This window comes from Streptomyces sp. NPDC043812 (assembly GCF_056436245.1).
The window spans coordinates 12,732-37,855 of the sequence record NZ_JBWKCY010000014.1; the positions used below are offsets into that span (position 1 = coordinate 12,732).

Annotated in this window: 24 protein-coding genes, 1 tRNA gene and 1 pseudogene; 13 read left to right on the forward strand and 13 right to left on the reverse strand. The window is 70.0% G+C overall.

The window, feature by feature from the left end; translation table 11 throughout:
• Positions 1 to 103: 103 nt before the first annotated feature.
• The 4 genes from AC067Z_RS21025 to AC067Z_RS21040 all read left to right on the forward strand — a co-directional run bounded on the left by AC067Z_RS21025 (position 104) and on the right by AC067Z_RS21040 (position 4,585).
• Entirely contained in the window at positions 104 to 1,375 is a 1,272-nt protein-coding gene (locus AC067Z_RS21025; RefSeq protein ID WP_478791079.1) for an aspartate kinase, read from the forward strand.
• A 25-nt stretch (positions 1,376 to 1,400) separates the two neighbouring features.
• The gene (locus AC067Z_RS21030; RefSeq protein ID WP_478791080.1) at positions 1,401 to 2,495 is read left to right on the forward strand and encodes an aspartate-semialdehyde dehydrogenase; all 1,095 of its coding nucleotides are present in this window, start codon (positions 1,401 to 1,403) and stop codon (positions 2,493 to 2,495) included.
• A gap of 318 nt (positions 2,496 to 2,813) precedes the next feature.
• Positions 2,814 to 3,476 (forward strand): SigE family RNA polymerase sigma factor, encoded by a 663-nt coding sequence (locus tag AC067Z_RS21035; protein WP_478791081.1) that lies wholly within the window; start codon positions 2,814 to 2,816, stop codon positions 3,474 to 3,476.
• A 71-nt stretch (positions 3,477 to 3,547) separates the two neighbouring features.
• Positions 3,548 to 4,585, forward strand: coding sequence for a hypothetical protein (locus tag AC067Z_RS21040; protein WP_478791082.1), 1,038 nt, complete (start codon positions 3,548 to 3,550; stop codon positions 4,583 to 4,585).
• Positions 4,586 to 5,074: 489 nt separating this feature from the next.
• Here the strand turns inward: AC067Z_RS21040 and AC067Z_RS21045 are convergent, their stop codons facing one another.
• Together AC067Z_RS21045 and AC067Z_RS21050 are read right to left on the reverse strand one after the other, a co-directional pair.
• On the reverse strand, positions 5,075 to 5,830 hold the full coding sequence (locus AC067Z_RS21045; RefSeq protein WP_478791083.1) for an SURF1 family protein: 756 nt from the start codon (positions 5,828 to 5,830) through the stop codon (positions 5,075 to 5,077).
• A 94-nt stretch (positions 5,831 to 5,924) separates the two neighbouring features.
• The gene (locus tag AC067Z_RS21050; RefSeq protein ID WP_478791259.1) at positions 5,925 to 7,826 is read right to left on the reverse strand and encodes a S9 family peptidase; all 1,902 of its coding nucleotides are present in this window, start codon (positions 7,824 to 7,826) and stop codon (positions 5,925 to 5,927) included.
• A 142-nt stretch (positions 7,827 to 7,968) separates the two neighbouring features.
• Between AC067Z_RS21050 and AC067Z_RS21055 the strand changes: the two genes are divergently transcribed.
• Positions 7,969 to 8,370, forward strand: coding sequence for a nuclear transport factor 2 family protein (locus AC067Z_RS21055; RefSeq protein ID WP_478791084.1), 402 nt, complete (start codon positions 7,969 to 7,971; stop codon positions 8,368 to 8,370).
• A gap of 492 nt (positions 8,371 to 8,862) precedes the next feature.
• Here the strand turns inward: AC067Z_RS21055 and AC067Z_RS21060 are convergent, their stop codons facing one another.
• Both AC067Z_RS21060 and AC067Z_RS21065 read right to left on the reverse strand, forming a co-directional pair.
• A complete protein-coding gene (locus AC067Z_RS21060) occupies positions 8,863 to 9,012 on the reverse strand; it encodes a hypothetical protein (protein ID WP_478791265.1) in 150 nt (49 codons plus the stop codon).
• A 93-nt stretch (positions 9,013 to 9,105) separates the two neighbouring features.
• Positions 9,106 to 9,750, reverse strand: a complete 645-nt coding sequence (locus tag AC067Z_RS21065) for a hypothetical protein (RefSeq protein ID WP_478791085.1) — start codon at positions 9,748 to 9,750, stop codon at positions 9,106 to 9,108.
• 285 nt (positions 9,751 to 10,035) lie between these two features.
• Here AC067Z_RS21065 and AC067Z_RS21070 point away from each other — a divergent pair, with 285 nt between their 5' ends.
• Positions 10,036 to 11,091 (forward strand): PucR family transcriptional regulator, encoded by a 1,056-nt coding sequence (locus tag AC067Z_RS21070; RefSeq protein ID WP_478791086.1) that lies wholly within the window; start codon positions 10,036 to 10,038, stop codon positions 11,089 to 11,091.
• A gap of 20 nt (positions 11,092 to 11,111) precedes the next feature.
• Here AC067Z_RS21070 and AC067Z_RS21075 read toward each other — a convergent pair whose 3' ends face one another.
• The 3 genes from AC067Z_RS21075 to AC067Z_RS21085 form a co-directional block, all read right to left on the reverse strand.
• A complete protein-coding gene (locus AC067Z_RS21075; protein ID WP_478791087.1) occupies positions 11,112 to 11,780 on the reverse strand; it encodes a 4'-phosphopantetheinyl transferase family protein in 669 nt (222 codons plus the stop codon).
• A gap of 121 nt (positions 11,781 to 11,901) precedes the next feature.
• Positions 11,902 to 12,477 (reverse strand): TerD family protein, encoded by a 576-nt coding sequence (locus AC067Z_RS21080; RefSeq protein ID WP_478791088.1) that lies wholly within the window; start codon positions 12,475 to 12,477, stop codon positions 11,902 to 11,904.
• 215 nt (positions 12,478 to 12,692) lie between these two features.
• Positions 12,693 to 13,088, reverse strand: a complete 396-nt coding sequence (locus AC067Z_RS21085) for a TOBE domain-containing protein (RefSeq protein ID WP_478788665.1) — start codon at positions 13,086 to 13,088, stop codon at positions 12,693 to 12,695.
• A 204-nt stretch (positions 13,089 to 13,292) separates the two neighbouring features.
• On the opposite strand from AC067Z_RS21085, the gene AC067Z_RS21090 reads away from it, so the two are divergent.
• The 4 genes from AC067Z_RS21090 to AC067Z_RS21105 all read left to right on the forward strand — a co-directional run bounded on the left by AC067Z_RS21090 (position 13,293) and on the right by AC067Z_RS21105 (position 16,394).
• Complete coding sequence (locus AC067Z_RS21090; protein ID WP_478791089.1) at positions 13,293 to 13,958, forward strand: maleylpyruvate isomerase family mycothiol-dependent enzyme; 666 nt, start codon at positions 13,293 to 13,295, stop codon at positions 13,956 to 13,958.
• 541 nt (positions 13,959 to 14,499) lie between these two features.
• Positions 14,500 to 14,988 (forward strand): hypothetical protein, encoded by a 489-nt coding sequence (locus AC067Z_RS21095; RefSeq protein ID WP_478791090.1) that lies wholly within the window; start codon positions 14,500 to 14,502, stop codon positions 14,986 to 14,988.
• On the forward strand, positions 14,982 to 15,488 hold the full coding sequence (locus AC067Z_RS21100) for a hypothetical protein (RefSeq protein ID WP_478791091.1): 507 nt from the start codon (positions 14,982 to 14,984) through the stop codon (positions 15,486 to 15,488). Before AC067Z_RS21095 ends, AC067Z_RS21100 begins: the two co-directional genes overlap by 7 nt.
• 411 nt (positions 15,489 to 15,899) lie before the next feature.
• A complete protein-coding gene (locus AC067Z_RS21105) occupies positions 15,900 to 16,394 on the forward strand; it encodes a hypothetical protein (protein WP_478791092.1) in 495 nt (164 codons plus the stop codon).
• A gap of 313 nt (positions 16,395 to 16,707) precedes the next feature.
• Here AC067Z_RS21105 and AC067Z_RS21110 read toward each other — a convergent pair whose 3' ends face one another.
• Positions 16,708 to 16,893 carry a hypothetical protein gene (locus tag AC067Z_RS21110; protein WP_478791093.1) on the reverse strand — a complete coding sequence of 62 codons (186 nt, stop codon included), beginning with the start codon at positions 16,891 to 16,893 and terminating at the stop codon, positions 16,708 to 16,710.
• The gene (locus AC067Z_RS21115) at positions 16,890 to 17,792 is read right to left on the reverse strand and encodes a hypothetical protein (RefSeq protein WP_478791094.1); all 903 of its coding nucleotides are present in this window, start codon (positions 17,790 to 17,792) and stop codon (positions 16,890 to 16,892) included. The genes AC067Z_RS21110 and AC067Z_RS21115 overlap by 4 nt, the downstream gene beginning before the upstream one ends.
• A 124-nt stretch (positions 17,793 to 17,916) precedes the next feature.
• Here AC067Z_RS21115 and AC067Z_RS21120 point away from each other — a divergent pair, with 124 nt between their 5' ends.
• The 3 genes and pseudogenes from AC067Z_RS21120 to AC067Z_RS21130 form a co-directional block, all read left to right on the forward strand.
• Positions 17,917 to 18,162: a hypothetical protein gene (locus AC067Z_RS21120; RefSeq protein ID WP_478791095.1), complete on the forward strand. Its 246-nt coding sequence runs from the start codon at positions 17,917 to 17,919 to the stop codon at positions 18,160 to 18,162.
• Positions 18,163 to 18,818: 656 nt separating this feature from the next.
• Positions 18,819 to 19,871 (forward strand): beta-propeller fold lactonase family protein, encoded by a 1,053-nt coding sequence (locus AC067Z_RS21125; protein WP_478791096.1) that lies wholly within the window; start codon positions 18,819 to 18,821, stop codon positions 19,869 to 19,871.
• Positions 19,872 to 20,001: 130 nt separating this feature from the next.
• Positions 20,002 to 21,012: pseudogene (locus AC067Z_RS21130) on the forward strand (LacI family DNA-binding transcriptional regulator); the annotation flags it as partial.
• A 164-nt stretch (positions 21,013 to 21,176) separates the two neighbouring features.
• On the opposite strand, the gene AC067Z_RS21135 reads toward AC067Z_RS21130, so the two are convergent.
• From AC067Z_RS21135 to mptB, 4 genes are all read right to left on the reverse strand, one after another.
• Positions 21,177 to 21,250 (reverse strand) — tRNA-Pro (locus AC067Z_RS21135).
• Positions 21,251 to 21,348: 98 nt separating this feature from the next.
• Positions 21,349 to 22,287: a metallophosphoesterase gene (locus AC067Z_RS21140; protein ID WP_478791097.1), complete on the reverse strand. Its 939-nt coding sequence runs from the start codon at positions 22,285 to 22,287 to the stop codon at positions 21,349 to 21,351.
• 21 nt (positions 22,288 to 22,308) lie between these two features.
• Positions 22,309 to 23,535, reverse strand: a complete 1,227-nt coding sequence (locus AC067Z_RS21145; protein ID WP_478791098.1) for a glycosyltransferase 87 family protein — start codon at positions 23,533 to 23,535, stop codon at positions 22,309 to 22,311.
• Positions 23,532 to 24,974 (reverse strand): polyprenol phosphomannose-dependent alpha 1,6 mannosyltransferase MptB, encoded by a 1,443-nt coding sequence (mptB, locus tag AC067Z_RS21150; RefSeq protein ID WP_478791099.1) that lies wholly within the window; start codon positions 24,972 to 24,974, stop codon positions 23,532 to 23,534. The genes AC067Z_RS21145 and mptB overlap by 4 nt, the downstream gene beginning before the upstream one ends.
• Positions 24,975 to 25,124: the final 150 nt, after the last annotated feature.

Sequence of the window (25,124 nt, forward strand, 5' to 3'; positions counted from 1 at the left end):
AGCGGGACATCTCACGATGTGACAACGGGCGGGTGATTCCGGGCTGCTCGATAGACTGAGCCGACCGCAGTAATGACTGCAGAAGACCGAGCGAGGAGCGCACGTGGGCCTTGTCGTGCAGAAGTACGGAGGCTCCTCCGTTGCCGATGCCGAGGGCATCAAGCGTGTTGCCAAGCGGATCGTCGATGCCAAGAAGAACGGCCACCAAGTGGTCGTCGTGGTTTCGGCGATGGGCGACACGACGGATGAGCTGATCGATCTCGCCGAGCAGGTATCCCCGATCCCTGCCGGGCGTGAATTCGACATGCTGCTGACCGCTGGAGAGCGGATCTCCATGGCACTGCTGGCCATGGCGATCAAAAACCTGGGCCACGAGGCCCAGTCGTTCACCGGTAGCCAGGCAGGCGTCATCACCGACTCGGTCCACAACAAAGCGCGCATCATCGATGTGACGCCGGGCCGGATCCGTACGGCGCTCGATGAGGGCAACATCGCCATCGTCGCGGGTTTCCAGGGTGTCTCCCAGGACAAGAAGGACATCACCACGCTCGGCCGGGGCGGGTCGGACACGACCGCCGTCGCGCTGGCCGCCGCGCTGGACGCCGAGGTCTGCGAGATCTACACCGACGTCGACGGCGTCTTCACCGCCGACCCGCGGGTCGTGAAGAAGGCGAAGAAGATCGACTGGATCTCTTCGGAGGACATGCTCGAGCTCGCCGCCTCGGGCTCCAAGGTGCTGCTGCACCGGTGCGTGGAGTACGCACGCCGTTACAACATTCCGATCCACGTCCGGTCCTCGTTCTCGGGGCTGCAGGGGACGTGGGTCAGCAACGAACCGCGAGGGGATCAGAAGGTGGAGCACGCCATCATCTCCGGAGTCGCTCACGACGTCTCCGAGGCCAAGGTCACGGTCGTCGGCGTGCCGGACAAGCCGGGCGAGGCCGCGGCCATCTTCCGCACGATCGCCGATGCCGAGATCAACATCGACATGGTCGTGCAGAACGTCTCTGCCGCCACCACCGCCCTGACGGACATCTCCTTCACGCTGCCCAAGACGGACGGCGCCAAGGCCATGGCCGCTCTGGGGAAGCAGAAGGCCGCCATCGGTTTCGACTCGCTGCGCTACGACGACCAGATCGGCAAGATTTCCCTGGTCGGCGCGGGCATGAAGACGAACCCCGGCGTCACCGCGTCCTTCTTCGAGGCGCTGTCCGACGCGGGTGTGAACATCGAGCTGATCTCGACCTCCGAGATCCGTATCTCCGTGGTCACCCGCGCCGACGACGTCAACGAAGCGGTGCGCGCCGTGCACACCGCCTTCGGCCTCGACTCCGACTCCGACGAGGCGGTCGTCTACGGAGGCACCGGCCGATGAACCGCCGGCACGGAGGCGTGCGTCGATGACCCGCAAGCCGACGCTCGCGGTCGTCGGAGCGACCGGGGCCGTCGGCGCGGTGATGCTCCAGATCCTGTCCCAGCACGCGGACATCTGGGGAGACATACGACTCGCCGCCTCCCCGCGCTCGGCCGGCCGCAAGCTGGCCGTGCGCGGGGAGGAGTGCGAGGTCGTCGCCCTCGACGAGGACGTCTTCGAGGGCGTGGACGTGGCGCTCTTCCTCGTGCCGGGCGAGGTGGCCGAGCGCTGGGCGCCGATCGCCGTCGCCAAGGGCGCGGTGGTGGTGGACAACTCCCCGGCATTCCGTGCGGACCCGGACGTCCCGCTGGTCGTTCCCGAGGTCAATCCGCACTGTGTGCGGGTGCGGCCGCGCGGCATCGTCGCGAGCCCGCACGACACCACGCTGACGCTGGTGCCCGCGGTGGGAGCGTTGCACGCCGAATTCGGACTGCGTGAGCTGGTGGTGTCCTCGTACCAGGCGGCCAGCGGCGCCGGCCGCGACGGGGTGGACACGCTGCGCACCCAGCTGTCCCTGGTCGCCGGTACGGAGCTGGGCACCGGTCCCGGGGACGTACGCCGGGCGCTGCGCGACGGCCTCGGTCCGCTACCCGCGCCGCTCGCCCTGAACGTAGTGCCGTGGACGGGTGAGCCGGCGGACGGTGGCTGGTCGTCCGAGGAGCTGGGACTGCGGTCCGAGACGCGGAAGATCCTCGGCCTGCCGGGGCTGAAGGTCGCGGCGACGTTCGTCCGCGTCCCCGTGCTGACGGCGCACTCCCTCGTGGTGCATGCGCGCTTCGAGGACGAGGTCACGGTCGAGCGGGCGCACGAGATCCTGGCAACGTCCCCGGGCGTCGTGCTCTACGACGATCCGGAGGCGGGCGACTTCCCCACGCCCGCCGATGTGGTGGGGACCGACCCGATCTGGGTCGGGCGGGTGCGCAGGGCCCCGGACGACCCCTGTGCCCTGGAACTGTTCGTCTGTGGCGACAATCTGCGCAAGGGATCCGCGCTGAATTCGGCGCAGATCGCGGAGGCGGTCGCCGCGGAACTCGGCCCGGAGCCGGGCACTTTGGCGGAGCGGCCCCGGCACTCGTCCTGAGCCCGGCGACCGTCCGTCGCGTTCCCGGGCCACGGTCCGGCAACTGATGGCCGTACGGGTAAGTAGGATCTGTGGACACCCTGTGAGGTAATTGAAGGTCTGTACCACTTGAACTGCGGTGTCTAAGTGTTCGATTATTCGCTTCCCCCCTTACTGCAACCGGCAGTTGGGCGGGAAGCGTCTTTGCGGTCGCCTCGGAACGGCATCGTGAAAATGGGGCATTGGGGAAAAGCGAGTGCGCATGAGGGCATTCAGTGCATCGTCAAAAACGATGGCGTACGCGTACAACCCTGACGGGGGGGAACGTGTCCAACAGGCGTGGCAGAGGTTCTCGACATCCCAGGGGTGGTCCCGGTCCGTGGCGCTTCGGTGCGCCCGATCCGCAGGGCACGCCCGTCCGGCGGCATGCCGGTGATCTCACCGGTGCCCGCGCCGCGAAGCACGCGTCTTCCGGCGCCGCGGCCGGGTGCTGACGACGCCATGGCCACCGGCACAACTGTCGATCACCTCACCGAGACCTACCGCGCCCACTACCGGTCGCTGCTGGGTCTCGCCGCCCTGCTCCTGGACGACACCGCCTCCTGCGAGGACGTGGTCCAGGAGGCGTTCATCCGTGTCCACTCCGCGCGCAGCCGCGTGCGGGAGCCGGAGAAGACCCTCGCGTATCTGCGCCAGACCGTCGTCAACCTCTCCCGCTCCGCGCTGCGCCGCCGCATCCTCGGGCTGAAGCTGCTCTCCAAGCCGATGCCCGACATGGCGAGCGCGGAGGAGGGTGCGTACGACCAGCTGGAGCGGGACGCGCTCATCAAGGCGATGCGAGGGCTCCAGAGGCGCCAGCGAGAGGTGCTGGTGCTGCGATACTTCGCCGACATGACCGAGGCCCAGGTGGCCGAGACCCTGGGCATATCCCTCGGGTCCGTGAAGGCGTACGGCTCGCGCGGCATCGCGGCGCTGCGCGTCGCCATGGAGGCCACGGCATGAGCGGGCACAAGCACAGGTTTGAGCAGTATGGGCCGGACGGGCCGTTTGACGACCGGACTGGGAACGAAAAAGTGAGCAACGGGCCGGAAAATGAGCTGGGCGGCCTTGGGACAGGCCTGGGCGGGGACGAGGAAGCCCTGCGCAGGATGCTGCATGGCATCGTCGACGAACTCGAGCCGTCGGACGGCGCGCTCGACCATCTTCGCCGGGCGGTCCCGGCGCGACGGGCGCGCAAACGGCAGGCACTGGTCGGCGCCGCCGCCGCGGTGCTGCTGATCGGCACCGCCGTCCCCGCCTTCGTCCATGTGGCGAACTCCAACGGCAGCGAGAACGCCAACCCGGTCAACGCCGGACACGGAGAGCAGGCCCAGGGCGGCACCGGCAACGAGCCGGGAGCAACAGGCGGCGACAAGGACCCGCTCGATCCGACGAGGGACAGCGGCAAGGACGCCGAGGGCAAGAACCCGACGAGCTCGGCACCGGGTGACCAGCCCGGCACTGGCGCCGGGGACGGCGCCTCGGGCGAACCGGTCCCGCCGGGCACCGCGGGCGGCGCCGTACCGACCTGCGGCAGCGCACAGCTCGGTGTCTCGGCACAGACGAACTCGCCCGACCCCGAGGGCAAGGTGTACGGCACCTTCCGCATCTCCAACGTCTCCGGGAGCGACTGCGTCGTCCCAGGCGGCGGCGCGGTCGGCTTCCAGACCATGGGTGCCGCCGACCCGGCCCGTATCAGCGTGGTCGCGCACACCGCGGGCGACGCGGCGGGCGGTCTGCCCGACCCGTCCGCGGACCAGGCGTCGATGGTGCTGCAGCCGTCCATGGCGTACGAGGTCAAGTTCGCCTGGGTGCCGTCCGACACCTGCCCCACCACGAGCGACCCCTCGCCGGACCCGTCGCCGACCGAGGGTGGCTCCGCCGGCTCGGGCGGTTCCACGGACACCACGGTGGAGAACGCGGAGCCGCAGCTCCTCACCGAGGACGGCACGCAGGACGGCAGCGTGGTGGTCACCCACAGCCCCGAGGGCGGAGTGGCGAGCACCCAGGCGACGGTCGCCAACGCCTGCGCGGGCACGATCTACCGCACGGGGATGCTGGCAGCGCAGTAGCCGGGGCAGGCAGAGTCACCGAAGGTCAGCCGCGGGCCGTCCCCCGGACGCCCGGACCCCAGGGGGTCGGCGGTCGGCCCGAGCGCCGGAGACAGCCAGGCAGGCCGACGGCGGGGGCAGACGCGCGGGCGCGGCGGACACGGCACGGCATACGCGGCGGACACCGCAGGGCAGACGCGCGGGCGCGGCAGGGCGGACGCGGTGGACACGGCACGGCATGCGCGGCGGACACCGCAGGGCGGACACGGCAGGTCGATGGTCCCGGCAAGCGGGATCGTGATCCCTGGCGCGCGGGGCGATGACGTGGGCCGGACGGACCAGGCCGCGCGGCCACGAGGGAGCCGGCGGTCGTGGCTCACGAGGAGGCCGGACCAGGCCGCGGGCCGCGAGGAGGCCGGCGCTGGGCGCGAGCCATGAGGATGCCGGACCAGGGCGTGGGTCACGAGGAGGCCGGCGCGGGGTGGGCGGGGCAAGCCGGACCGGGAGCGGTCAGGCCAGATCCGGATCCAGGCCCAGCGCGCGGTCCCGGGCCGCCTCCGCCTCACGACGTACCAGGCGGAACCACATGAACAGCACGAACCCTGCGAAGACGAACCACTCCCCGGTGTAGCCCAGGTTCTGGAACGCTTTCAGATCCAGCCCGCTGTTCTCCGGAGCGGCTGCGGGCACGGGCGTCAGTCCGCCCTCCGTCCGAGCCAGCGTGACCCAGGCGTCGTAGACGTCGTCCGACACCAGGTTCACCAGGGAAGCCGCGCTGATCATGCCCAGCTGGCCGCTCGGCAGACCACCCGCAGTGTGCACCCCGTCGGTGCCCACCGTCTCGGAGGCCTGCAGCGCGCCTGTCACCGTCACCTCACCGGCGGGAGCCGCCGGTGCCCGCTCGCCCGGGGCGAGCCATCCGCGGACCACCGGCAACGTCTTGCCACCGTCCGTCCGCAGCAGCGTCAGCACGTACGAGCCGCGCCTGCCGTCCAGCTCGCGGTCCGGGACGAGGAATTGCTCGCCGTACCGGCCGGTCGCCCTCGTCTGCCGACCGGACGTCTCCTTGTCCACGGGCAGCAGCTCGTCGAGCGGTGCGGCCGTCTGCTTCTGCTGCCCAGGGCGCTGCTCGGCCTCACGGTGGCTGTCGACGCGGTCCTCGAACCTGCCCAGCTGCCACGACCCCATGAAGATGCAGAACGGGATCGCCAGCAGGACGAAGACGTTGATCCCCCACCAGCGGGGCGTCAGCAGGAAGCGGTACACCCCTCCACGGTACGGAACGAGCCCGCGGCCCCCTGCCCCGGGGCCGGTCCCGGGGCAGGCCACCGAAGGCGGACGGTGGCCGCCCGCGCCCGGCTCACCTCTCCTGCGCGATAACGCTCCTCTCGCCGTGCCCGTCCGGCGCCGCGGTCCCGTCCCCGTCGGCGTTTCCGCTTCCGAGCCCGTCTGCCTTCAGATACTTCTCCGCGAAGGCGATCTCGAGGCGCACCTGCTTGATGCGCTCCTCCACCACGAGGGAGCCGTGACCGGCGTCGTACCGGTACACCTCGTGAACCGCTCCGCGGGCCGCCAGACGGTCCACATAGTTCTCCACCTGGCGGATCGGGCAGCGGGGGTCGTTCACCCCGGCCGAGATGTAGACCGGGACCCGGACCGCGTCGACGTACGTCAGCGGGGACGACGCCTCGAAGCGCTCGGGGACCTCCTCGGGCGTACCGCCGAGGAGCGTGCGGTCCATGGCCTTCAGGGCCTCCATCTCGTCGTGGTAAGCGGTGACGTAGTCCGCGACCGGGACCGCGGCCAGGCCCAGCGCCCAGGCCTCGGGCTGGGTGCCCAGTCCGAGCAGCGTCAGATACCCGCCCCACGATCCGCCCGCCAGCACGAGCTTCGCCGGGTCGGAGAGCCCCGACGACACCGCCCACTCGCGGACCGCGGCGATGTCCTCCAGCTCGATGAGTCCGACGCGGTGCTTGAGGGCGTCCGTCCACTCCCGCCCGTATCCCGTCGAGCCGCGGTAGTTGACGCGCACCACCGCGTATCCGTGGTCGATCCAGGCCGCAGGGCCGGCGCTGAAGGTGTCGCTGTCGTGCCAGGTGGGGCCGCCGTGGATCTCGAAGACGGTCGGCAACGGGCCGCTCACCCCGGCCGGCTTCTGGACCAGGGCGTGGATCCTGCCTCCGGGACCCTCCACCCAGGCGTCCTCGACCGGCACCGACGCCGGGGCCTTCATGCCCGGGGCGTCGAGGACGACGCGTCCGCTCGTCGAGCGGACCTGCGGCGGCTGCTCGGCGGACGACCACAGGTACTCGACCGTCCGGTCCGGGCGGGCCGTCGCACCCGAGACGGACCCGGTCGGCGTGTCCACACGGGTCAGCTCGCGCGACGTCAGGTCGTAGCGCCACAGCTCGCCCCGCGCCTCGAATGCGTGCGCAACGAGGAGACCGGTGCCGTCCGGATACCACTCGGCGTTCACATCACCCGGGAGGTCCATCACGAGGTCCGTCTGCTCGCCCGTCGCCACGTCCCAGATCATCGGCTCCCAGCGGCCCCGGCGCTGATGTCCGACGAGGAGCCGGGTGTCACCGTCGACAGGAGCGAAGCCGAGGACCTCCAGGCCCAGCTCCACAGTGCCGTCCTCGGTGTCGTCGAGCTCGGCCACCACCGCACCGTCCAGGCGTATCACCCGCAGCGCGGAGTGCATCGCGTCACCGTGCTCGGTGTGCTCGATCGCCAACAGCGTCCCGTCGTGGGAGAGGTCGCCGACGCCGGCCGACTCACGGTGCCGGTAGATCTCGACCGGCGCGGCACCTTCCCGTACGACATGGATCGTCGTGCCGTCCTCATCGGTGGAGCGGCCGACGACCGATGTGCCGCACCGCCCTATCGCGAGGCCCGCCGGATACGACGGATCCAGGCCAGGAGCCGCGGGCACGTCCTCCCCTCCGCCGAACGGCTGCCGCATCCAGACGCCGAACTCGTCGCCATCTGTGTCGGAGAACCACCAAATCGCCTCGCCGTCCGGCGTGAGCGTGCCGTCCGTCGTGCCGTTCGGCCGGTCGGTGACCTGGCGCCGGTCGCCCGTCGCGCGGTCCCACGCGTACAGCTCGTACGTTCCCGTCGCGTTGGAGACGAACAGCGAGCGGTCGGGGGCGTCCTCGGCCCAGTCGGGCAGTGAGACGCGCGGTGCCCGGAACCGCTTCTCCCAGTCGGGCATGCCGGGCATGTCGGGTGTGGTGTGTGCCTGGTTCATGCCCTCCATCAAACCGGAAACCGCCGACACTCTCCTCAGCCTGTGGATAACCTCCGGGCTGTGGACAATCCTGTCGCCCGGCCGGTGAGAGCGGTGCCGCCGGTGGCCGCCGTCCTGTCCCGTTGTCAGTGGCGGGGTGCAGACTCACCGCATGACTGCACACAGTTCATCGACGGCTGCGTCGGATCTGCGCAGCACGGTCACGAAGCACTGGTCGGCCGCCGAAGGGCGGGACTGGACGGCTCTCGCGTCCACCCTCGCCGACGGGGTGGTCTACGACCTTCCCCAGACCCGTGAGCGCATACGGGGCAAGGCGGCGTTCCTCCAGTTCTACCGGGAGTATCCGGGCGACTGGCATCTGTACGTCGAGCGAGTGATCGCCGACGGGGACCGGGTCGTGACCTGGGTCCGCGCGAGGGTGGGGCTGGAAGAGATGTACGCGATCACCTTCTTCACCGGGGACGCCGAGGGCAGAATCACGGAGATCACGGATTTCTGGCCGGAGCCGTACGAACCGCCCACCGGCCGTGAGCATCTGACGGAGCGGTACTGACGGCTCCGGACGGCGGCCAAGTCCCCGTTCAGGAGCGTCAGAAGGGGACCGCCGGGAACACGACCGCCGCAACACGGTCGCCGGAGCACGACCCGCCGAACAGAGGGGACTGGCCGCCGGATCAGGGCCATCGCCGAGGGAGAACCATGAGCACACCGCACGTCGCACCACCGGCCGGTGCCGCCGAGTGGATACAGGTCGCCGCCTACGAGAACGTGCGCGGCTGCCCCGGCCCGATCGCCGCCCTCCGCGCTTGACTGCGTGATCGCGGGATCGACTGGCTGCCCTTCGCCGCCGGCGAGGTGTTCTGGAGTCATGCCTGCGGCCCCGGCCCCGACGGGCGCTGGCGCGGGTGGATCTCCGTCCACGTCCGCGCCGATGCGCTGTGGCGCCTGGGGCTGCACCCGGACCAGCCCACCGCCCGGGTGACCGGCGCCTCCCCGCCCGCCTGGTGGCATTCCGCCGCCGAACGGGCCGTGACCGCAGGTTGGTTCACTGCGGCGGGCACGGCACCGCACGTCCGGGACCGGAAAGCAGATGGCAGGGATTGGCGGCCCTGTTGATCGCGGACTCCGCCGCGGTGACCCTGTCGGCGAGGAGCCCGAGCGCGGCGACGGCCTTCGTCAGCGTGATGGCATCCATGGCGTTCCCTCGAGCGATGAGCGATGAGCAATGAGCGAGGGGCGTGGCCCGGGCCCGGATCCGGTACCGGTGTCCGGGGGCGGGGTGTGTGGCTCAGGCGGCGGAGGAGCAACTGGTGCCGGACAGCTCGCCGAAGGGCGAGTACGGCATGACCCAGAAGAACTCCCCGTCGGCGTCGTACGCGTAGAGCAGTCCGATCGCTCCGGAGACGAGCGGTTCCTCGGGTTTGCGTCGTCCGCTCAGCGCTCTGACCTGCACGACGGCGGTGGAGCCGTCCTGTGTGGCGACCTCGGCCTGGCCGAAGTGCCCGTCCACCCGACCGGTGCGGATCGTGCACGTCATACCGATGAAGTCCTGGGACGGCCCGGGTTCGTCGGGGAAGAGCCGCGCCAGCATGTGCACCAGCCAGCGGGTGACGGTCCAGGCGACGAGCGCGGCAGTGGCCAGCACCGCGCAGGCGAGGGCGGCGTACGGGCTTCCCGCGAGGTCGGAGCGACGCAAAAGCACTGTGCCCGTGAGACTGGTGAACCACGTGACGGTGATGAGCAGGGACACGGCGACGGAGACGGGCACTGTGCCGAGACCGGCAGCGGCACCCGGAATCTCGATGTCCGAGTCGAACATGTTGTGGTCGGCGGCGCCCAGCAGTACCAACGCCCAGAAGACGACGACCACGACGAGGGCGGCGCTGATCAGGGTGGTGGGAAAGACGAACGCGGCGGAAACGAACTCGCTCAACGACCCGCCCCCATTCCTCATTGCCGAGTCACAGCATCCGGTGCGTCCACCTGCCTTGTTGCCGCCCCATGGTGACAGTCCGGAAGGCTTGCCTGCATTGCCAGGCTCCGGCAACCTTGACGCATTCTTTATGCCGGTCCGGCTGACGTGACGGAGGCGGACCGCTGCCGTCGACGGCCGTGTGCCGATGCCGGGTCGGATGGGTCGGCGGACGCCGACGGGACGGTGTGCGCAGCGGAGCGGATGGGGCCGGGCACGGCGGCACAGGGGATGGAACGGGAACGCATGGGAACGACGGAGATACCGGACGCCTATCTCGCGGGGTATGCGGACATCCTGGGGGAGGTCGGCAGGACCGGGCGGCGTCTCACGCGTGACGAGATCGACGGTCGCAGGATGCTCGGCGAACAGGCCGCCGAGGCCGGCCACGGTCTTCGCCCCCTGGTCATCCGGTACTTGGCCGAGACGAGGTTCGCCTGGCCCGACACCACATCGCCCGAGCGGGTGCTCGCCGCGGTCGAGCAGGCCGTGGACGCGCTCGCCGGTGGCTACGAGCGGGCGCAGCGACTGGCGGTGCGCAAGGAGGAGGCGGCCCGGCGGGAGTTCATCGACGACCTGCTGCACGGCCGCAGCGACCCGGGCCGACTTGCCCAGCGGGCCGAACGCTTCGGGCTGCGGCTCGCCCATGCCCACGCGGTGGGTGTCGCAGAGAGTCCAGAGGCCTACGACGACACACATCCGGTGACCCGCATGGTCGAGACGGCGCTGTTCACCCGCTTCGGGGACCGGCGGATCCTCCTCACCACGAAGGACGGGCGGCTGATCTGCGTCGTGCCGGCGGATCAGGAGGAGGTCGTGCGCTACTTCGCCAAACAGGCTCACGCGGCGACCGAGGGCGGGCGGGTGGCGATCGGGCGCCCTCAGCCGGGTGCGGGCGGAGTGGGCCGCTCGTACGAGGAGGCGCTGAACGCCCTCGATCTCGCCGATCGCATCGGCCTCGACGAGCCGGTGCTGTACGCCGCGGATCTGCTTGTCTTTCCCGTGCTCGCCCGCGACCGTGACGCCATGGCCGATCTGGTCCGCAGCGCGCTCGGGCCGCTGAAGCAGGCGAGGGGAGGGGCGAAGCCACTCCTGGACACACTGCACGCGTACTTCGACGCCGGGTGCGTATCGGCGCAGGCGGCACGCCGCCTGAACCTGAGCGTTCGTGCGCTGACCTACCGCCTGGACCGCATCCACCGACTGACCGGGTCCGATCCGTCGGACCCGATGCACCGCTTCACCCTGCAGACGGCGACGATCGGGGCCCGACTCCTGGACTGGCCTGCCAAGGACCTCTAGGTCCTGCGCCCGGACCGGTCCTAGAGCGTCCCCGGGCGGCGCACGGCGACGGCGGCCGTGTAGCCGGGGTCGGTCGGCACATCGGCCAGCAACCACAGTTCCTGGGAGGCCGGTTGGGCTCCCACGCCGACATGGGCGAACGACAGGTCCTCGCTCAGGCCGACGCCCATCGCCTTCATCAGGGCCTCCTTGCGCGTCCAGCAGCGGCCGAACGCGGCGGGACGCTCGTCGTCGGGCATCCCCGCAAGCTCCGCGCGCTCGTCCGGGTGCAGATGGGACGTGATGTCGTCGGCAGTGCGGACATCCGGGAGGATCTCGACGTCGACACCGACCGGAGCGGACGCGAGCGCGATCATCACCATGCCGGTGGTGTGTGACAGCGAGAAGTGGACATCCCTGCCCGGAACATAAGGTCGTCCATGCGCGCCGCCGCAGTGAGCGCAGGGTTCCCGCACGAGTGACACCTCACCCGGAGCTTGCCCCAGCCGCGGGCCCAACAGCCGACGCAGCGTCACATGTGCGACGGCGAAGGCATCCCGGTCCTCCTGCCGCCTGAAGGCGGCCAGGCGCGCAGACTCCTCGGCGTCCAGCACATGCCCGAGCGCCGCGGCCTCTTCGGCGTGCTCCGGCACGCGGCCCGACCACAACAGCTCCAGCCCGGGCAACTGACGCGCTATGCCGTCCGCCATCACGTCCTCCGTGTCGGTCGCTCCTCGGCACAGGCGGCTCTGTGCGCAGGCTGCGACCGTACTCCACAGGAGGCGGATCCGGCCCGTGGTGCGGGCCGGACCGCCAAAACCATGCTGTGGATCAGATGTTGACGCCGAAGTCCTGCGCGATGCCCCGCAGGCCGGAGGCGTAACCCTGGCCGACGGCACGGAACTTCCACTCCGCGCCGTTGCGGTACAGCTCGCCGAAGACCATGGCGGTCTCCGTGGACGCGTCCTCGCTCAGGTCGTAGCGGGCCAGCTCGGCACCGCCCGCCTGGTTGATCACGCGGATGAAGGCGTTGCGCACCTGGCCGAAGGACTGGCTGCGGCTCTCGCCCTCGTGGATGGAGACCGGGAAGACGATCTTGTCGACCTCGGCGGCGACGCCCGCGAGGTTGACCTTGATCTGCTCGTCGTCGCCCTCGCCCTCACCCGTGAGGTTGTCACCTGTGTGCTCGACGGAGCTGTCGGGGCTCTTCAGGTTGTTGAAGAAGACGAAGTGCTGGTCGCTGAGGACCTTGCCGTTCGCATCGACCAGCAGGGCGCTGGCGTCCAGGTCGAAGTCCGTACCGGTGGTGGTGCGTACGTCCCAGCCCAGACCCACGATGACCGCGGTCAGGCCCGGGGCCTCCTTGCTGAGCGAAACATTGCCGCCCTTGGAAAGGCTGACACCCATGGAAATCCCCTGCGCAATCCGGCGCGGGCCGCGCCTCTTGACGAGTTCTTTGCCCAATCGAGCCAACGAGCGGATACCCCTGCTGGTTCCCCGTCCCGCAGGAAAACCCACCGGATGACTCGCCGGACCGCCCACGCGGCCCGCCCGAGAGCCCATTGGGCGGGCTGGAGACACGGCGAGCGTCGGCGCGAGGGACGCCGTTGGGTTGCCTGGGGTCAGGTGCGGTCGATGTGCACGCTGGTCGACTTCACGCGGGCGGTGGCCCGTATGCCGACCTCGAGCCCCAGCTCTTCGACGGCCTCCCTGGTCAGCAGCGAGACGAGCCGGTGCGGACCGGCCTGGATCTCCACCTGTGCGGCGACGTCGCCGAGCTTGACGGCGGTGACGATGCCGGGGAAGGCGTTGCGGGCCGAGGTGTAGGAGGCGTCGTCCTCGCCGGTGCCGCCCTGGGCGACCTCGATGGAGAACGCGGCCAGATCCCGGCCGTCGATCAGGCGGCGCCCGCCCTCGTCGCGATGGGTCGCGACCCGGCCGGCGTCCGCCCAGCGGCGCGCGGTGTCGGGGCTGACGCCGAGCAGACGTGCCGCCTGCCCAATGGTGTAGGACTGCATGCGCGTCAAGATACGAGTCTTCTTATCTCATATGCAACTGTTTCCTAATTTTTTCTTAGCAGATGCGATGTCCTGTTGAATCGGTCGATGGCGTGTCCAGGCGCGGCCTGAAAGACGCCCGTACCTGGCTGTCGATCCGGGCCGTTCCCGTTCGACGCACAGGTGAGAGGCAGGAAACCCCTGCCGCCGGCAGAGGGGTTGTCCATGGACCGCGACGAGATTCTTGCCTGGGTGACGGCCGAACGCCTCAGCCTTGCGGACTTCCTCGACGAACTCGCCGACCACGAGTGGCAGGTCCCCTCCCTCTGTCCCGGCTGGACGGTGCACGACGTCGCCGCCCACCTGACGCTGTCCACCCGCACCTCGCTCCTCGAATTCGTCAAGGGCGCGATCAGGGCTCGCGGCAACTTCGACCGGATGGAAGCGGACCAGGCACGGGAGCGGGCGGCCCGGTTCACGCCCGGGGAACTCGTGGCGCAACTCCGGGAGACGGCGGGCTCGGCCCGCCGCTCTCCCGGCTCCCGTCCGCTGGACCCGCTCGCCGATGTGCTGGTGCACGGACAGGACATCGCCCGACCGCTCGGCCGTGAACGGAAGGCTCCGCCCGCGCAGACGATCGCGGCGCTCGACCACGTACGCTCCAGCCCGTTCTACGGCGCCCGCAAACGCTTCCGGGGCACCACGCTGATCGCCACGGACCTTGACTGGTCGGCGGGCGATGGCCCCGACGAGGCCCGGGCGCCCGCGGCCGACCTGCTCCTCCTGGCGACCGGCCGCCCTGCGGGCCTGGCAGCCCTGTCCGGATCTGGTGCGGCGCGGATCGCTGCGGCGATGTCCGCCGGCACGGAGAGCGCAGCGACGCCGCAGTGACGTCGTGGTGATGCAGAACGGCACGCACAACGCGCCGAGGCCGGGTCGCCATGATGACGAACCGGCCTCGACCTGTTGTTTCAGCTGGCGGGGTGGCGGGATTTGAACCCACGACCTGCATAGGCTGCGGGATGGCCGGACGTCCTTGAGGCATGGACCACACCGTAGGCAGGGACCAGCCGTCTGGCCTTCGATCGCACCCGAGGAACGGAACCCGACGCGGACTCCGCTCTTGGGGGGCCTACGGCCATCTAATCCGTAGGCCAACGGTTGACTTCTGGTTTGACCGCAGTGGGCGGCGGGCTACGACTCGGCTTCACGAGCTCATATGACTGGACGACCGGGGGCGGGCCGAAAGCGCTGTTCGACGCAACGGCCGGCTGAGCGACGCCGACGACCGACGGATCAAGCCAGGGGGGCCGCCGCGGCGGGCACGTGGTCGGCTGTCCTCCGGATCGCTGTGCAGAGGGAGGACCCATGACATCTCACGGGCGCAGGGGCGGCGCGCAGGCTGGTGGTCACCGGTCTGGTGGCTGGCGTGATGGCCGGGCTCCCCGGTCCATACGCGCACGCCGGCGACGAGGCGGTGAAGGTGTCGTGTGCGGTTGCGGAGCTCGTCGCCGCCATCCGCGCAGCCAACACGTCGGCGGGCGCGGACACACTCCGGCTGGCCTCGAAGTGCACGTACCGGCTGACGGAGCCGGACAGCGGAAATCCCGCCAACGGGCTACCGGAGATCACCAGCGAGATCAAGATCGACGGCCGAGGCGCGGGGATCGTCCGGGCGAGGTCAGCGCCGCGTTTCCGTATTCTCGCCGTGAACCCCGCGGGCGCCCTGACACTGAACAAGACCACCGTCAGCGGCGGCGACGCGACCGACTGCCCGATCTTCGGGGTGGGCGTGTGCGGCGGAGGCATCGCCGCCATCGGCGCACTGAGCCTGAACCACAGCAAGGTCAAGGACAACACCGCCAGGTCCGACTTCTTCGCCGAGGGCGGCGGCATCCACGCTGGTGGCCCACCGTGGTGAACCAGTCCGAGATCAGCCGCAACACGATTGTCTACGACGGTACGGAGGCGAGTTCCACAGCCGGGGGCGGCATCCTCAACGTGGGTCCGCTGACTGTGAAGAAGAGCAGGCTGGCGCGGAACTCTGTCAGCGTCACCCCGGGTACGGGCAGCTTCGCGTTCGGCGCAGGAGTCGCAGCCTTCGCGCAGGCGACGATCCAGGACAGTGTCGTCAGCGACAACGGCTCCTCCGCACCGGGCGGCTTCGCGCGCGCCGCGCTCGCCGCAGCCGCGGCCGCCCCGGAGAACGTGAGGGTGACCAGCACCGTCGTTCGCGGCAACGTCTCCAGCGCGCCGGATGGTAACGCGGCGGGCGGTGGGGTCGCCGCCAACTTCCCGCTGGTCATGAAGAACGTCACGAACGACGTGACCCTCCTGGACAACGGCACCATCGACGACATCGACGCAGAGGTGGTGGGCAACGACGACAGCGGCGGGGACCTCGAAAGCGCCCAACCCTGACCGCAGGAACCAAACCCACACGCCGGGCCCGGACTTCCGCGTGACGCGGGAGGCCGGGCCTGGCGCCTGCACGGGCCTGGTGTGCGGCTACCGCCGGAACAGCCTGGTCACAGCTCAGCTCAGAACGGTCCCGAGCCTCAGCGGCCGGTCGGCGAGATTGCCGTGGAACTCGCCGACCGGCCGATCAGTCCGGCGACACCTGGAAGCTCCGCCGCGTCAGAGGAACAACTGCGGCGACGACGACAGCGGACAGCGCGAGGTGTGAGGCCGGGGATGCCGTTCGGCGCATAGGGCCGAACAGGGGAAGCCCCGATGGGCCCGCGCGCCAACAATCGTTCGCCACGGAAGTCCCGGGATGCTGTCCGCAGCGATTCCGCGCTCCGCCCGCACTCAGACGCAAGGCAGGCCACGTTGAAGCTCGCCAAGAAGCTCGCCACGATCTCCACCGCGACCACGGCCGCACTCCTCTTCGGAGTCGGCGGTGCCCACGCGCAAGGAGACGGCGGCCTGCTTTCCCTTCTCGACAACCCCTCGATCGTCCTCGCCTGTTTCCCCTCTGGACAGGTCGGGCAGGGCAACACATTCACCGGCACGCAGAACGTCAGCTGCAGCCAAAACGCCGAGGTCACCCCGCCCCCGAACGGAAACGGCGGCGGCGTGACAGGACGACAGGTGGTCCGGACCGAAGGAATCACGGTGCCGCCAAGCAGTTCCATGGGCGCTACCGCCGAGTGCCCGGCAGGAAAGGTCGCGACCGGAGGCGGATACATCGCCGAGACGGGCCTGCAGCTGACTGCGATGCGACCCGACCCCAATGTGGATGGCTGGTTCGTAGACGCTTTCAACCCGAGCAGCGAGAACAAAACCTTCGTCGTCGAGGCAGTATGCGTCAACTCCGGGGACTGACCCGCAGTTGCCGGCCGAGGTGCCCGGCCGCGCGCCTCGGCCAAGCTGTTGCGTGTCGGGGCACCGCCCAGCCTGGGCGGCTGCATCGACCGGGACCGGACCCGGACCATGGGCGGATCGGCCTCGGCGTATCAGCAAGGAAACACGCCACCCCGCCGGATGCTTCCTCCAGCTCGTAGGCCGGCCGGAGCTCATGGATGCGGTCCTTGAGGATCGTCATGCCCCTCTCCCAGCCGATCCGCTCGGCGATCACCGTTGCGGGCATCGTCGGGGTCGCCCGGCTTCCAGTGCCCGGCGCTGACCAGTTAGGCGCTCACTGGACCGTCAGGCTCTCGGGTCCAGGTGGATTGAACGCCAGTCGGTGAAAGGCCCGCGCCGGCATCAGCGCCACCAGGAAGTCGGCGTAGTCCTCCAGCTCATCCAAGGTGGCCGGGTTCAGCAGGCAAACCACGATGCGTTGACCGTCCCCGCTGTCGCGCACCGCTCCAGCTTCGATCACCTTGCTCCCCCAGCGCTCCCACATCGGGTGCGCCTCCATCCGCTGCACGTTGTCGTACGGCATGGGGAATTCGTGCCACTCGCCGAGCCTTCCGCCGTCAGCGATCCGGTGTGCAGTGTGTGAGCCAGCCTCGCGGACTCCACCGCTGCGATCTGGACCCGCCGGACCATCGGAACAAGGCGGCATGCCCGGATCAGCAGGCTTTCCGGCACGGATCGGACCAGGTCGCACTCCTTATCGAACGTCGGAGCGCCGAGCAGGTGCTGGCGGGCACCGGCTCTGAGCCCCGCCTCCATACCGGGCGGCAGGAGACCGACCGGGACACCGATTGCTCGGGACAAGTTCTCCTTGGCGCGCCCCACCACGATGTCGATCGCAACCTCCAGGTCACCATCGTCGATCTCCACATCCGTGTCCCGGTTGAAGAGCGTCATCAGTTCGGCAAGCTGGAGCGCTGATCCCTCCTTAACCGGGCCCGTTGCGATGTCCTTCAGGGTCCAGGTACGGCCCTGGCGCTTGGCCTTCCGGTCGGCGGCGCCCTGGCGAGCGAGCGCGGCTTCCCGCGGCGAGGCGGCTTGGACGTCCATGCCCACTCGCCGGCGCAGCGCAGTCAGGTTCTCGATGACCGCTTCGCGTAGGAGGGCGGCATCCGGTTCGGACAGCGTGGCGATCAACGAGATCGGGCCCATCGTCAAGGTGCCCTGCGTTGCACGATCTGCCAGCAGTTTCGCCCGCTCGACGATCTCGTCGCTGAGCTCCGACTTGCTACCTCCGCCCCCGGCGTACGCCCTCGGAAGTCTCGGTAGGAAGCCCCGCTTCTGCCACCGCTCGATCTGTGCCTGAGACGCTCCCGACCGCTCCATCAGCTCGCGCATCGCTGTGCTCGTGGTCCTCGCCATGCGGCTCAGCGTAGAACCTCGCGAAGTTCCGGGACCGCCCCGCCCGTAGCCCTGTTGGTGACATGGCGTCGTGCCACCCGGCACAAACGAACCGCCGGTTCGGGCGGACAGCGAGGAGGACGTCGTGACCATCCAGATCACGCCGCTGGCAGCCCTGCTCATCGTCGTGGGCTACGCCGTTGGCATCGGGGTCTTCAAGTACACCGCGCGGACGCACGGAGCCGCCGGCCATGGCGACCTGGTGGAGTCGATCCTCACGGGGGCTGCCGTCGCGACACTCCTCGCTCTCCTGCTGGTCCCCGGCTTCGGGCAGTCGTCGGCGCCCTCCATGCCCACGACCAACCCGACGCCGGTCACGTCTGCCCGGTAGGTAAAGACCGGCCGTACCCCTGCCCGGCATGTACGACCCCAACGGACCCCGCCGGCTGCTGTTCGCGCTCTTCGCCGCGATGGCGGATGTTCTCCCGTTGCTGCCACCGCCCAGGCCACGAGGAAAAGCCACGCTCGTGAGACTGAGCGGCTCGGGCATCGATCTGAGACAGCGGAAGGCTCACTGGTCAGGGAACACAGCCTCTGGCAGCGGTAACCAAACCCACACGCCCGGCCCGGACTTCCGTGTCACGCGGGAGGCCGGGCCCGGCGCCTGCACGGGCCTGGTGTGCGGCTACCGCCGGAACCGCCCTGGCAATCGAGAGCTGCTGTCGCCGATTGGCGACAGCTCCTCGGCGGGGCAAGGTCCGGTGCCCAACGGGCGGCGGGTGGTGCCCAACTCGGAACCCTTTTCTGAAGCCGAATCAGCAGGGCCACGAGCTGTGACCCACCAGCGCCCGGCACGGGGCGGATCCGGTGGAACTCCGAAGAACCCGTTTGGCCACGCCTGCCTGGCGAGGGCAGCCGCATCACACGAGGCTGCTGCTGCGGCCGGCTGCTAGCGGGGGGACCGTTCCGGCCCCCTACGCAACAGTCCGTTCAGGAGATGTGATGTCCATAACCCCAGACAGCCATGAGTGCCCGCCGGTCAGGCGCATGAAGGGTAGACCGGCGCAGTCGTGGCGCGGCCGCCGAGCGTGGCTGGTGGGCCTGGCGGCAGTGTCCGCCGTACTGCTGGCAGCCGTTACGCCGCAGGCCGCAGTCGCCGAGCCCAAGCCCCCCACGACCGTCAGCCGTGCCTATGTGACCAACTTCGACGCCGACACAGTGACGGTGATCAACACCGACACGAACGCGGTGCTCACCACCATCATCGTCGGCGAGACCCCGATCGACGTGGAAGTGGACCCGGACCGTGCCCGCGCCTACGTGGTCAATCGCGAGAGCGACACGGTGTCGGTGATCGACACCGACACGAACGCGGTAGTCGACACCATCACCGTCGGCGGCGCCCCGACCGACGTGGAAGTGGACCCGAGCCGCGCCCGCGCCTACGTGACCAACGTGGCCGACGACTCAGTGTCAGTGATCAACACCGACACCAACGCGGTAGTCGACACCATCACCGTCGGTGGCAGCCCGATCGGGGTGGGCTTGGACCCGTCCCGCGCCCGCGCATATGTAGCCAACAGAGAAGACAGCACCGTGTCGGTGATCGACACCGACACGGACGCGGTGGTCGACACCATCACCGTCGGCGACGGCCCGTTCGACGTGGCGGTGGACCCGGGCCGTGCCCGCGCCTACGTGATCAACCAGTTCGGCAATTCGGTGTCGGTGATCGATACCGACACGAACGCGGTGCTCACCACCATCCCCGTCGGCGCCGGTCCGACGGGCGTCGCGGTGGACCCGTCCCGCGCCCGCCTCTATGTGGCCAACTTCGACGACGACACAGTGACGGTGATCAATACCGAGACCAACGCAGTCGTCGACACACTCACGGTCGGCGACGAACCGGCCAGGGCAGCGGCGGATCCGTCCCGTGCCCGCGCCTACGTGACCAATTCCGCGTCCAACACGGTCTCGGTGATCAACACCGACACCGACGAGGTGGTCGACACCTTCGACATCGCCGGCACCCCGACCGGCGTGGCCATCCTGAACGCGACCCAAAACGGCACCTGCAGCGGCGATCCCTGCGATTGACGGGCAGGCCCGTTTGAAACGGAAGGGGTGTCCGGGTCTACCGGGCACCCCTTCCGCGCAGCGCTACCTACCCACCTACCTACCTACTCGTTCACGAGGGACGGCAGTACGACTCCGAAGCCATAGCTGGCGTTCCCGACGGCGGACGTCTCACCTTGGATTCGTTGCCGACGGCGCCGCGGATGGGTTCAAGGTGGTCACGGATCCGCTCGGCGTCCTTCTTGTCGCCGAGCGCGCTGCCCTCCTCTCCGGCCGCGACGACGAATTCGTGGCTGGCGTCACGAAGGGCTATACCGGCATGCGCTGGGGCGAGCTTGTTGGTTAGGAAGCTGAGTTTCTCCGCCCTTCGGCCCTGCGGATTGAGTGGCAGCTCTACGAGCTCGACTCGGGAGAGTTCGAGCGGTGCCCTCCCAAGGACGACAGCTATCGCACGCTCGATCTCCCGAAGTGGCTTGTGCGTCTGCTGTCCGGGCACGTTGCTCGCACCCGCCCGGCCCCCTGCCCGTGCCATGGCAGGACGTACGTGTTCCGTGGCCAGGGAGTCTCGCGGAAGGGGGAGACCGGAGCGAAAGTGGTGGACGTGGCGCGGCGCGCCAGCGTCTCCACGGGCACCGTGTCCAATGTCCTCAACCGGCCGGACGTCGTGGGCGAGGTGACCAAGACTCGTGTGCGCGAGGCCATCCTCGCTCTCGGCTTCACACGCGGCGGGGGTGCCATGGACCAGACTGCCCACTGGCGCAGGAACGGGTTCGCTACGTGGCTCTTCACGCCGGCCGCTTCGGATTGGTATCCGAAGAAGGCCCCGCAGGAGGCGCGGCCCGTGCCCCTCCTGGCGGAGCCGTGGCCCGGTGTCCCGGCGCGGGGGAGGGGTGCCCATGGGCGGGCGGATGCGTGCTGGCTGCCGATCGCGAAGGGGCTGACTCCCCATGGGCTGCGTCACACGCATAAGACGCGGATGGAGGAGATGCGTATCCCGCCGAAGCTGATGGACGAGCGCATGGGGCACATGGACGGATCAGTTCAGGCGCGCTACTCGCACATCACGCGACAGATGCGCGAGGACCTGAAAGCGGGCCTTACCGCGGAGTGGGAAGCGGCGCTCGACGCCCGCCTGGCGATGAGTCCCACATCTCCCGTGTGACCGTGCTGAACTGTCTGCTCCAGGAGCGTCTGACCGGGCGCCGGTAGGCGCGTCTGGCAGAGAATTTCAAGATCTTCTCCCAGATTTCTCCCAGGAGAGCCCTGCGCAACGAGTCAGGGCCGGTTTCCCGTGAAGGAAACCGGCCCTGACCTGGTGTTTCTCTGTCGGGGTGGCGGGATTTGAACCCACGACCTCTTCGTCCCGAACGAAGCGCGCTGCCAAGCTGCGCTACACCCCGATGCCGCCCACTGTCCCGGCGACGTCGTTTACTTTAGCCCACGGGCGCCCGGAGACGAAATCCGGTTTTGCCGGGCCACGAGGCCCCCGGCCGGGACGTCAGTCGCGGGCGGTCAGTGTGAGCAGCGTCGCCTCCGGGGGGCAGGCGAAGCGGACCGGGGTGTAGCGGTTCGTGCCGCAGCCCGCCGAGACGTGGAGGTAGGACACGTTGCCCGCGACCGTGTGCGTCGACAGGCCCTTCACGCGCTCCGTGTCCAGGTCGCAGTTGGTGACCAGGGCGCCGTAGAAGGGGATGCACAGCTGGCCGCCATGGGTGTGCCCCGCGAGGATCAAGGGGTAGCCGTCGGCCGTGAAGGCGTCGAGGGTGCGCAGGTACGGGGCGTGGACGACCGCCAGCGACAGGTCGGCATCCTTCTCCGGGCCTCCGGCAACCATGTCGTAGCGGTCGCGCTTGATGTGGGGATCGTCGAGGCCGGTGAAGGCGATCTCGTAGCCCTCGAGCTTCAGACGGCCGCGGGTGTTCGTCAGGTCCAGCCAGCCCGCGGCGTCGAAGCCGTCGCGCAGTTCTTCCCACGGGTTGTGGACGGCGCCGACCGCGGGGGCGTTGCCGTTGAGGCCGTGGCGGCCCTGGGCCTTCTCCAGGAGGTAGCGGGCCGGATTGCGGAGCTTCGGCCCGTAGTAGTCGTTGGAGCCGAAGACGTAGACACCGGGGTACTCCAGCAGCGGGCCCAGCGCGTCCATGACCTCCGGCACGCCCTCCGGGTCGGAGAGGTTGTCGCCGGTGTTGACGACGAAGTCCGGGCGCAGGCCGGCCAGGGCCTGCAGCCAGGCGCGCTTCTTGCGCTGGCCGGAGACCATGTGGATGTCGGAGACCTGGAGCACGCGCAGGGGCCGCATTCCGCGGGGCAACACGGGCACGTTGATCCGGCGCAGCCGGAACGAGCGGGCCTCGAACCCGGCTGCGTAGGCGAGGCCGGCGGCGCCGACTGCCGTGATTCCTGCGGTGATTTTCAGAGGGGTCCCGTAGCGTGCGCGCATGCGCCCATCGTCGCAGACCGGTCAGGCTGCGGGGAGCGGTGGGCGGCGGGCGTTCGCCGGTGCGGGGCGCAGCGGCAAGGCTGCCAGCAGTCCCAGGGCAATCCACACGTACGTATTGCCGCCGAGGAAGCCGTCGATGCCCGACGAGTCCTTGCTCCACAGCCAGACGACGCTGCTGGACAGCACGACAGACAGAGTGACGGCCCAGGCCAGCAGTCTGCGGCGGCCCGGGCCCACGGGTGCGCGGAGTCCGGCGTCGGCGAGGACCACGAGTGCGGGGACGAGCCAGACCAGGTGGTGCACCCAGGTGACCGGGCTGACCAGGCAGGCGAGTACGCCGGTCAGCGCGAGTGCGGCAGCGTCGTCGCCCGCCGCCGTCGCCCGGCGGACGCGCACGGCCCACACGCCGAGCAGCCCAACCACCCCAAGTGCCCATACGGCGCGGCTCGGTTCGTACGGTTCCGAGATCCGGGCGAGCAGTCCCAGCCAGGACTGGTTGGAGACGTAGGCGAGCGAGCCGACGCGGTCGGTGTCCCACAGCGCCTCGGTCCAGTAGACGCGGGAGGCGCCCGGTGCGATCCAGGCGGCGAGCCCGGTGGCGCCGACCGCCACGGCCGTGGCGGTCGCGGCGGCGCGCGGCCGGCCGGTCAGGAGGAGATGGGCGATGAACACGGCGGGCGTGAGCTTGATCGCGGCGGCGAGGCCGATGCCGATGCCCGCATACCGGCGGGTGCGCGCGCCGGCCGACAGCCGGGCATCGGCCAGGACGAGCGCGAGCAGGAGCAGATTGACCTGGCCGAAGCTGATCGTGTCGCGCACCGGTTCCAGCAGGGCGAAGGCGCAGCCGGCGAGGGCGAGGGCGTACCACTGCGTCCAGCCCTGGCGACGGACGACGGGACCGGCTGTCCAGTACAGGATCGCCGCCGCCGCTGCCGCGTTGAGCAGCACGCTGGACGCGACGGCGCTGCGCCAGCCGACCAGTGACATCGGCAGCATGCACAGGGCGGCGAACGGCGGGTAGGTGAAGCCGTAATGGGTCCCGGGAACCAGGTATTCGTAGATGTCTCCACCACCGAGCCAGTGGTGCACGGCGCCGTAGTAGACACCCAGGTCGAACCAGTCGCGGTGCAGCGGGACGGTCGCGAGGAACAGCAGGACGGCCGCGGCCAGCCCTGCGACGAGGAGCAGCCGACCGCGCGTGGACGAAGGCCACCGCCAGGTTGCCTCCGTCGTCTCCAGCTGTGTCATGCCGTACTCCCCACGGGCTGTTGCGTGATTCGGTGTGCGCCCCAGAGCGCCGTCAGTGCGAGCAGCCCGCCGCCAGCGGCGAGGGCCAACTGTGTTGCGTCCGGGGCGAATCCGCTCGGCAGTACGGCCAGAGCGAGGATTCCGCTGGCCGCGGCGACCGTGCGGGTCAGCGGTCTGCCAGGGCCGGCGGCGGCGATCAGGAACAGGCCCCACAGCACGTACCAGGGACGTATCGCGGGCCCGAGCAGCGCCACCGCCATCAGGCTGAGCCCCAACGCGTGCACCGGGCGCAGCAGATGGTGTCGCCTCCACGCGATGAGGACGACGAGCAGGGTGGCGGCGAGACCGAGCAGATGCCAGGCGGGTGTGGCGAAACGGGCGAGGTCCGCGAGTCCGTCGCCGGCCTGGTTCAGCAGGGCGCCGGTCATCCGGCCGAGGGTGGACGTGAGGGACCAGTTCTCGGGGGACACCGGGGTGTCGAGGGCGGTCAGCCAGCCGTAGCCGGTGCCCACGAGCGCGGTCGTCGCCGCGGTGGTGGCCGCGCAGACACCGGTCACGGCGAGGCCGGCGGACAGCCGGGGTGCCCGCGCCCACGGTGCCTGCCGGGCCCACAGGACGGCGACGGCGATCAGCCCCAGCGCCGCGGGTGCCTTGACCAGGGCGCCGAGAGTGATCAGCACGACCGCTGCGGCGGGCCTGCTGCCGAGGGTGGCGACCAGGCCGGCGCCCAGCAGCCCGAGCATGATCGCGTCGTTGTGCGCGCCGCCGACGAGGTGCAGCAGCACCAGGGGATTGAGTGCGCCGAGCCAGAGGGCGAGGGACGGGTCGGCGCCGCAGTGGCGTGCCAGCCGCGGCAGGCAGCACGCCATCAACGCCACGCCGAGCAGCGCGCCGAGCCGCATCCCGAGCACTCCGCCGGTCACCTGGTCGGAGGTGAGCGCGGTGACGTCCGGCGAGTGCGCGATCGCCGAGGCGAAGGCGAGGAAGACCGGACCGTAGGGCGCGGGGGTGTCCCGCCACAGCGGGGCGATCTCGGCGGGGAGCGGGCCGCCGAGGCGGGAGGGTCCGTGGGTGTACACATCGATCTGTGCGTCGACCATCGCGCCCTGCGCGAGATAGCTGTAGACGTCACGGCTGAACAGCGGCGGAGCCACCACGAGGGGTGCCGCCCACAGGACGAGCGTCATCAGCAGTTCGCGACGCCCGGGCGGCCGGGGGCCGCGCACTGCGCGGCCCACCAGCACCCAGGCCGCTATCAGCAGGACGAGTCCGAAATACGCCCCGGCCAGGCCGAGTGCGGCGAGGCCCGAATCGGGGTCGAGCACCTCCCGTACCGGCAGGGCACCGGCGCTCACTCCCCCCGCCGCCAGCGCCGTCGACCCTGTGAGGCCGAGCAGTTGGCAGTGGCGGAAATCGACTGAGGGGCGGAGGGAGGGCATCTGCGCAGGCTGTCAACGGGCGGTGTCCGGGAGTGAACGCGACGGTCGCCGTAGGGCGGCTGTCGTGTGTCCTCGGCCTTACGGCAGCCGCCTCGGATCGGGGGGAGGCATTCCGTCCGCGCCGGCGCAGGGGCGGGGGAACGTACGCAG

Excerpts from the sequence above, each read along its gene's own strand:
- AC067Z_RS21050 (WP_478791259.1), bottom strand. The coding sequence starts at position 7,826 with ATGGAGGGCATGAACCAGGCACACACCACACCCGACATGCCCGGCATG.
- AC067Z_RS21070 (WP_478791086.1), top strand. The coding sequence starts at position 10,036 with ATGGGAACGACGGAGATACCGGACGCCTATCTCGCGGGGTATGCGGAC.
- AC067Z_RS21125 (WP_478791096.1), top strand. The coding sequence starts at position 18,819 with ATGAAGGGTAGACCGGCGCAGTCGTGGCGCGGCCGCCGAGCGTGGCTG.
- AC067Z_RS21060 (WP_478791265.1), bottom strand. The coding sequence starts at position 9,012 with ATGGATGCCATCACGCTGACGAAGGCCGTCGCCGCGCTCGGGCTCCTC.
- AC067Z_RS21055 (WP_478791084.1), top strand. The coding sequence starts at position 7,969 with ATGACTGCACACAGTTCATCGACGGCTGCGTCGGATCTGCGCAGCACG.
- AC067Z_RS21080 (WP_478791088.1), bottom strand. The coding sequence starts at position 12,477 with ATGGGTGTCAGCCTTTCCAAGGGCGGCAATGTTTCGCTCAGCAAGGAG.
- mptB (WP_478791099.1), bottom strand. The coding sequence starts at position 24,974 with ATGCCCTCCCTCCGCCCCTCAGTCGATTTCCGCCACTGCCAACTGCTC.
- AC067Z_RS21075 (WP_478791087.1), bottom strand. The coding sequence starts at position 11,780 with ATGGCGGACGGCATAGCGCGTCAGTTGCCCGGGCTGGAGCTGTTGTGG.
- AC067Z_RS21145 (WP_478791098.1), bottom strand. The coding sequence starts at position 23,535 with ATGACACAGCTGGAGACGACGGAGGCAACCTGGCGGTGGCCTTCGTCC.
- AC067Z_RS21030 (WP_478791080.1), top strand. The coding sequence starts at position 1,401 with ATGACCCGCAAGCCGACGCTCGCGGTCGTCGGAGCGACCGGGGCCGTC.
- AC067Z_RS21095 (WP_478791090.1), top strand. The coding sequence starts at position 14,500 with ATGGCCGGGCTCCCCGGTCCATACGCGCACGCCGGCGACGAGGCGGTG.
- AC067Z_RS21140 (WP_478791097.1), bottom strand. The coding sequence starts at position 22,287 with ATGCGCGCACGCTACGGGACCCCTCTGAAAATCACCGCAGGAATCACG.
- AC067Z_RS21090 (WP_478791089.1), top strand. The coding sequence starts at position 13,293 with ATGGACCGCGACGAGATTCTTGCCTGGGTGACGGCCGAACGCCTCAGC.
- AC067Z_RS21085 (WP_478788665.1), bottom strand. The coding sequence starts at position 13,088 with ATGCAGTCCTACACCATTGGGCAGGCGGCACGTCTGCTCGGCGTCAGC.
- AC067Z_RS21115 (WP_478791094.1), bottom strand. The coding sequence starts at position 17,792 with ATGGCGAGGACCACGAGCACAGCGATGCGCGAGCTGATGGAGCGGTCG.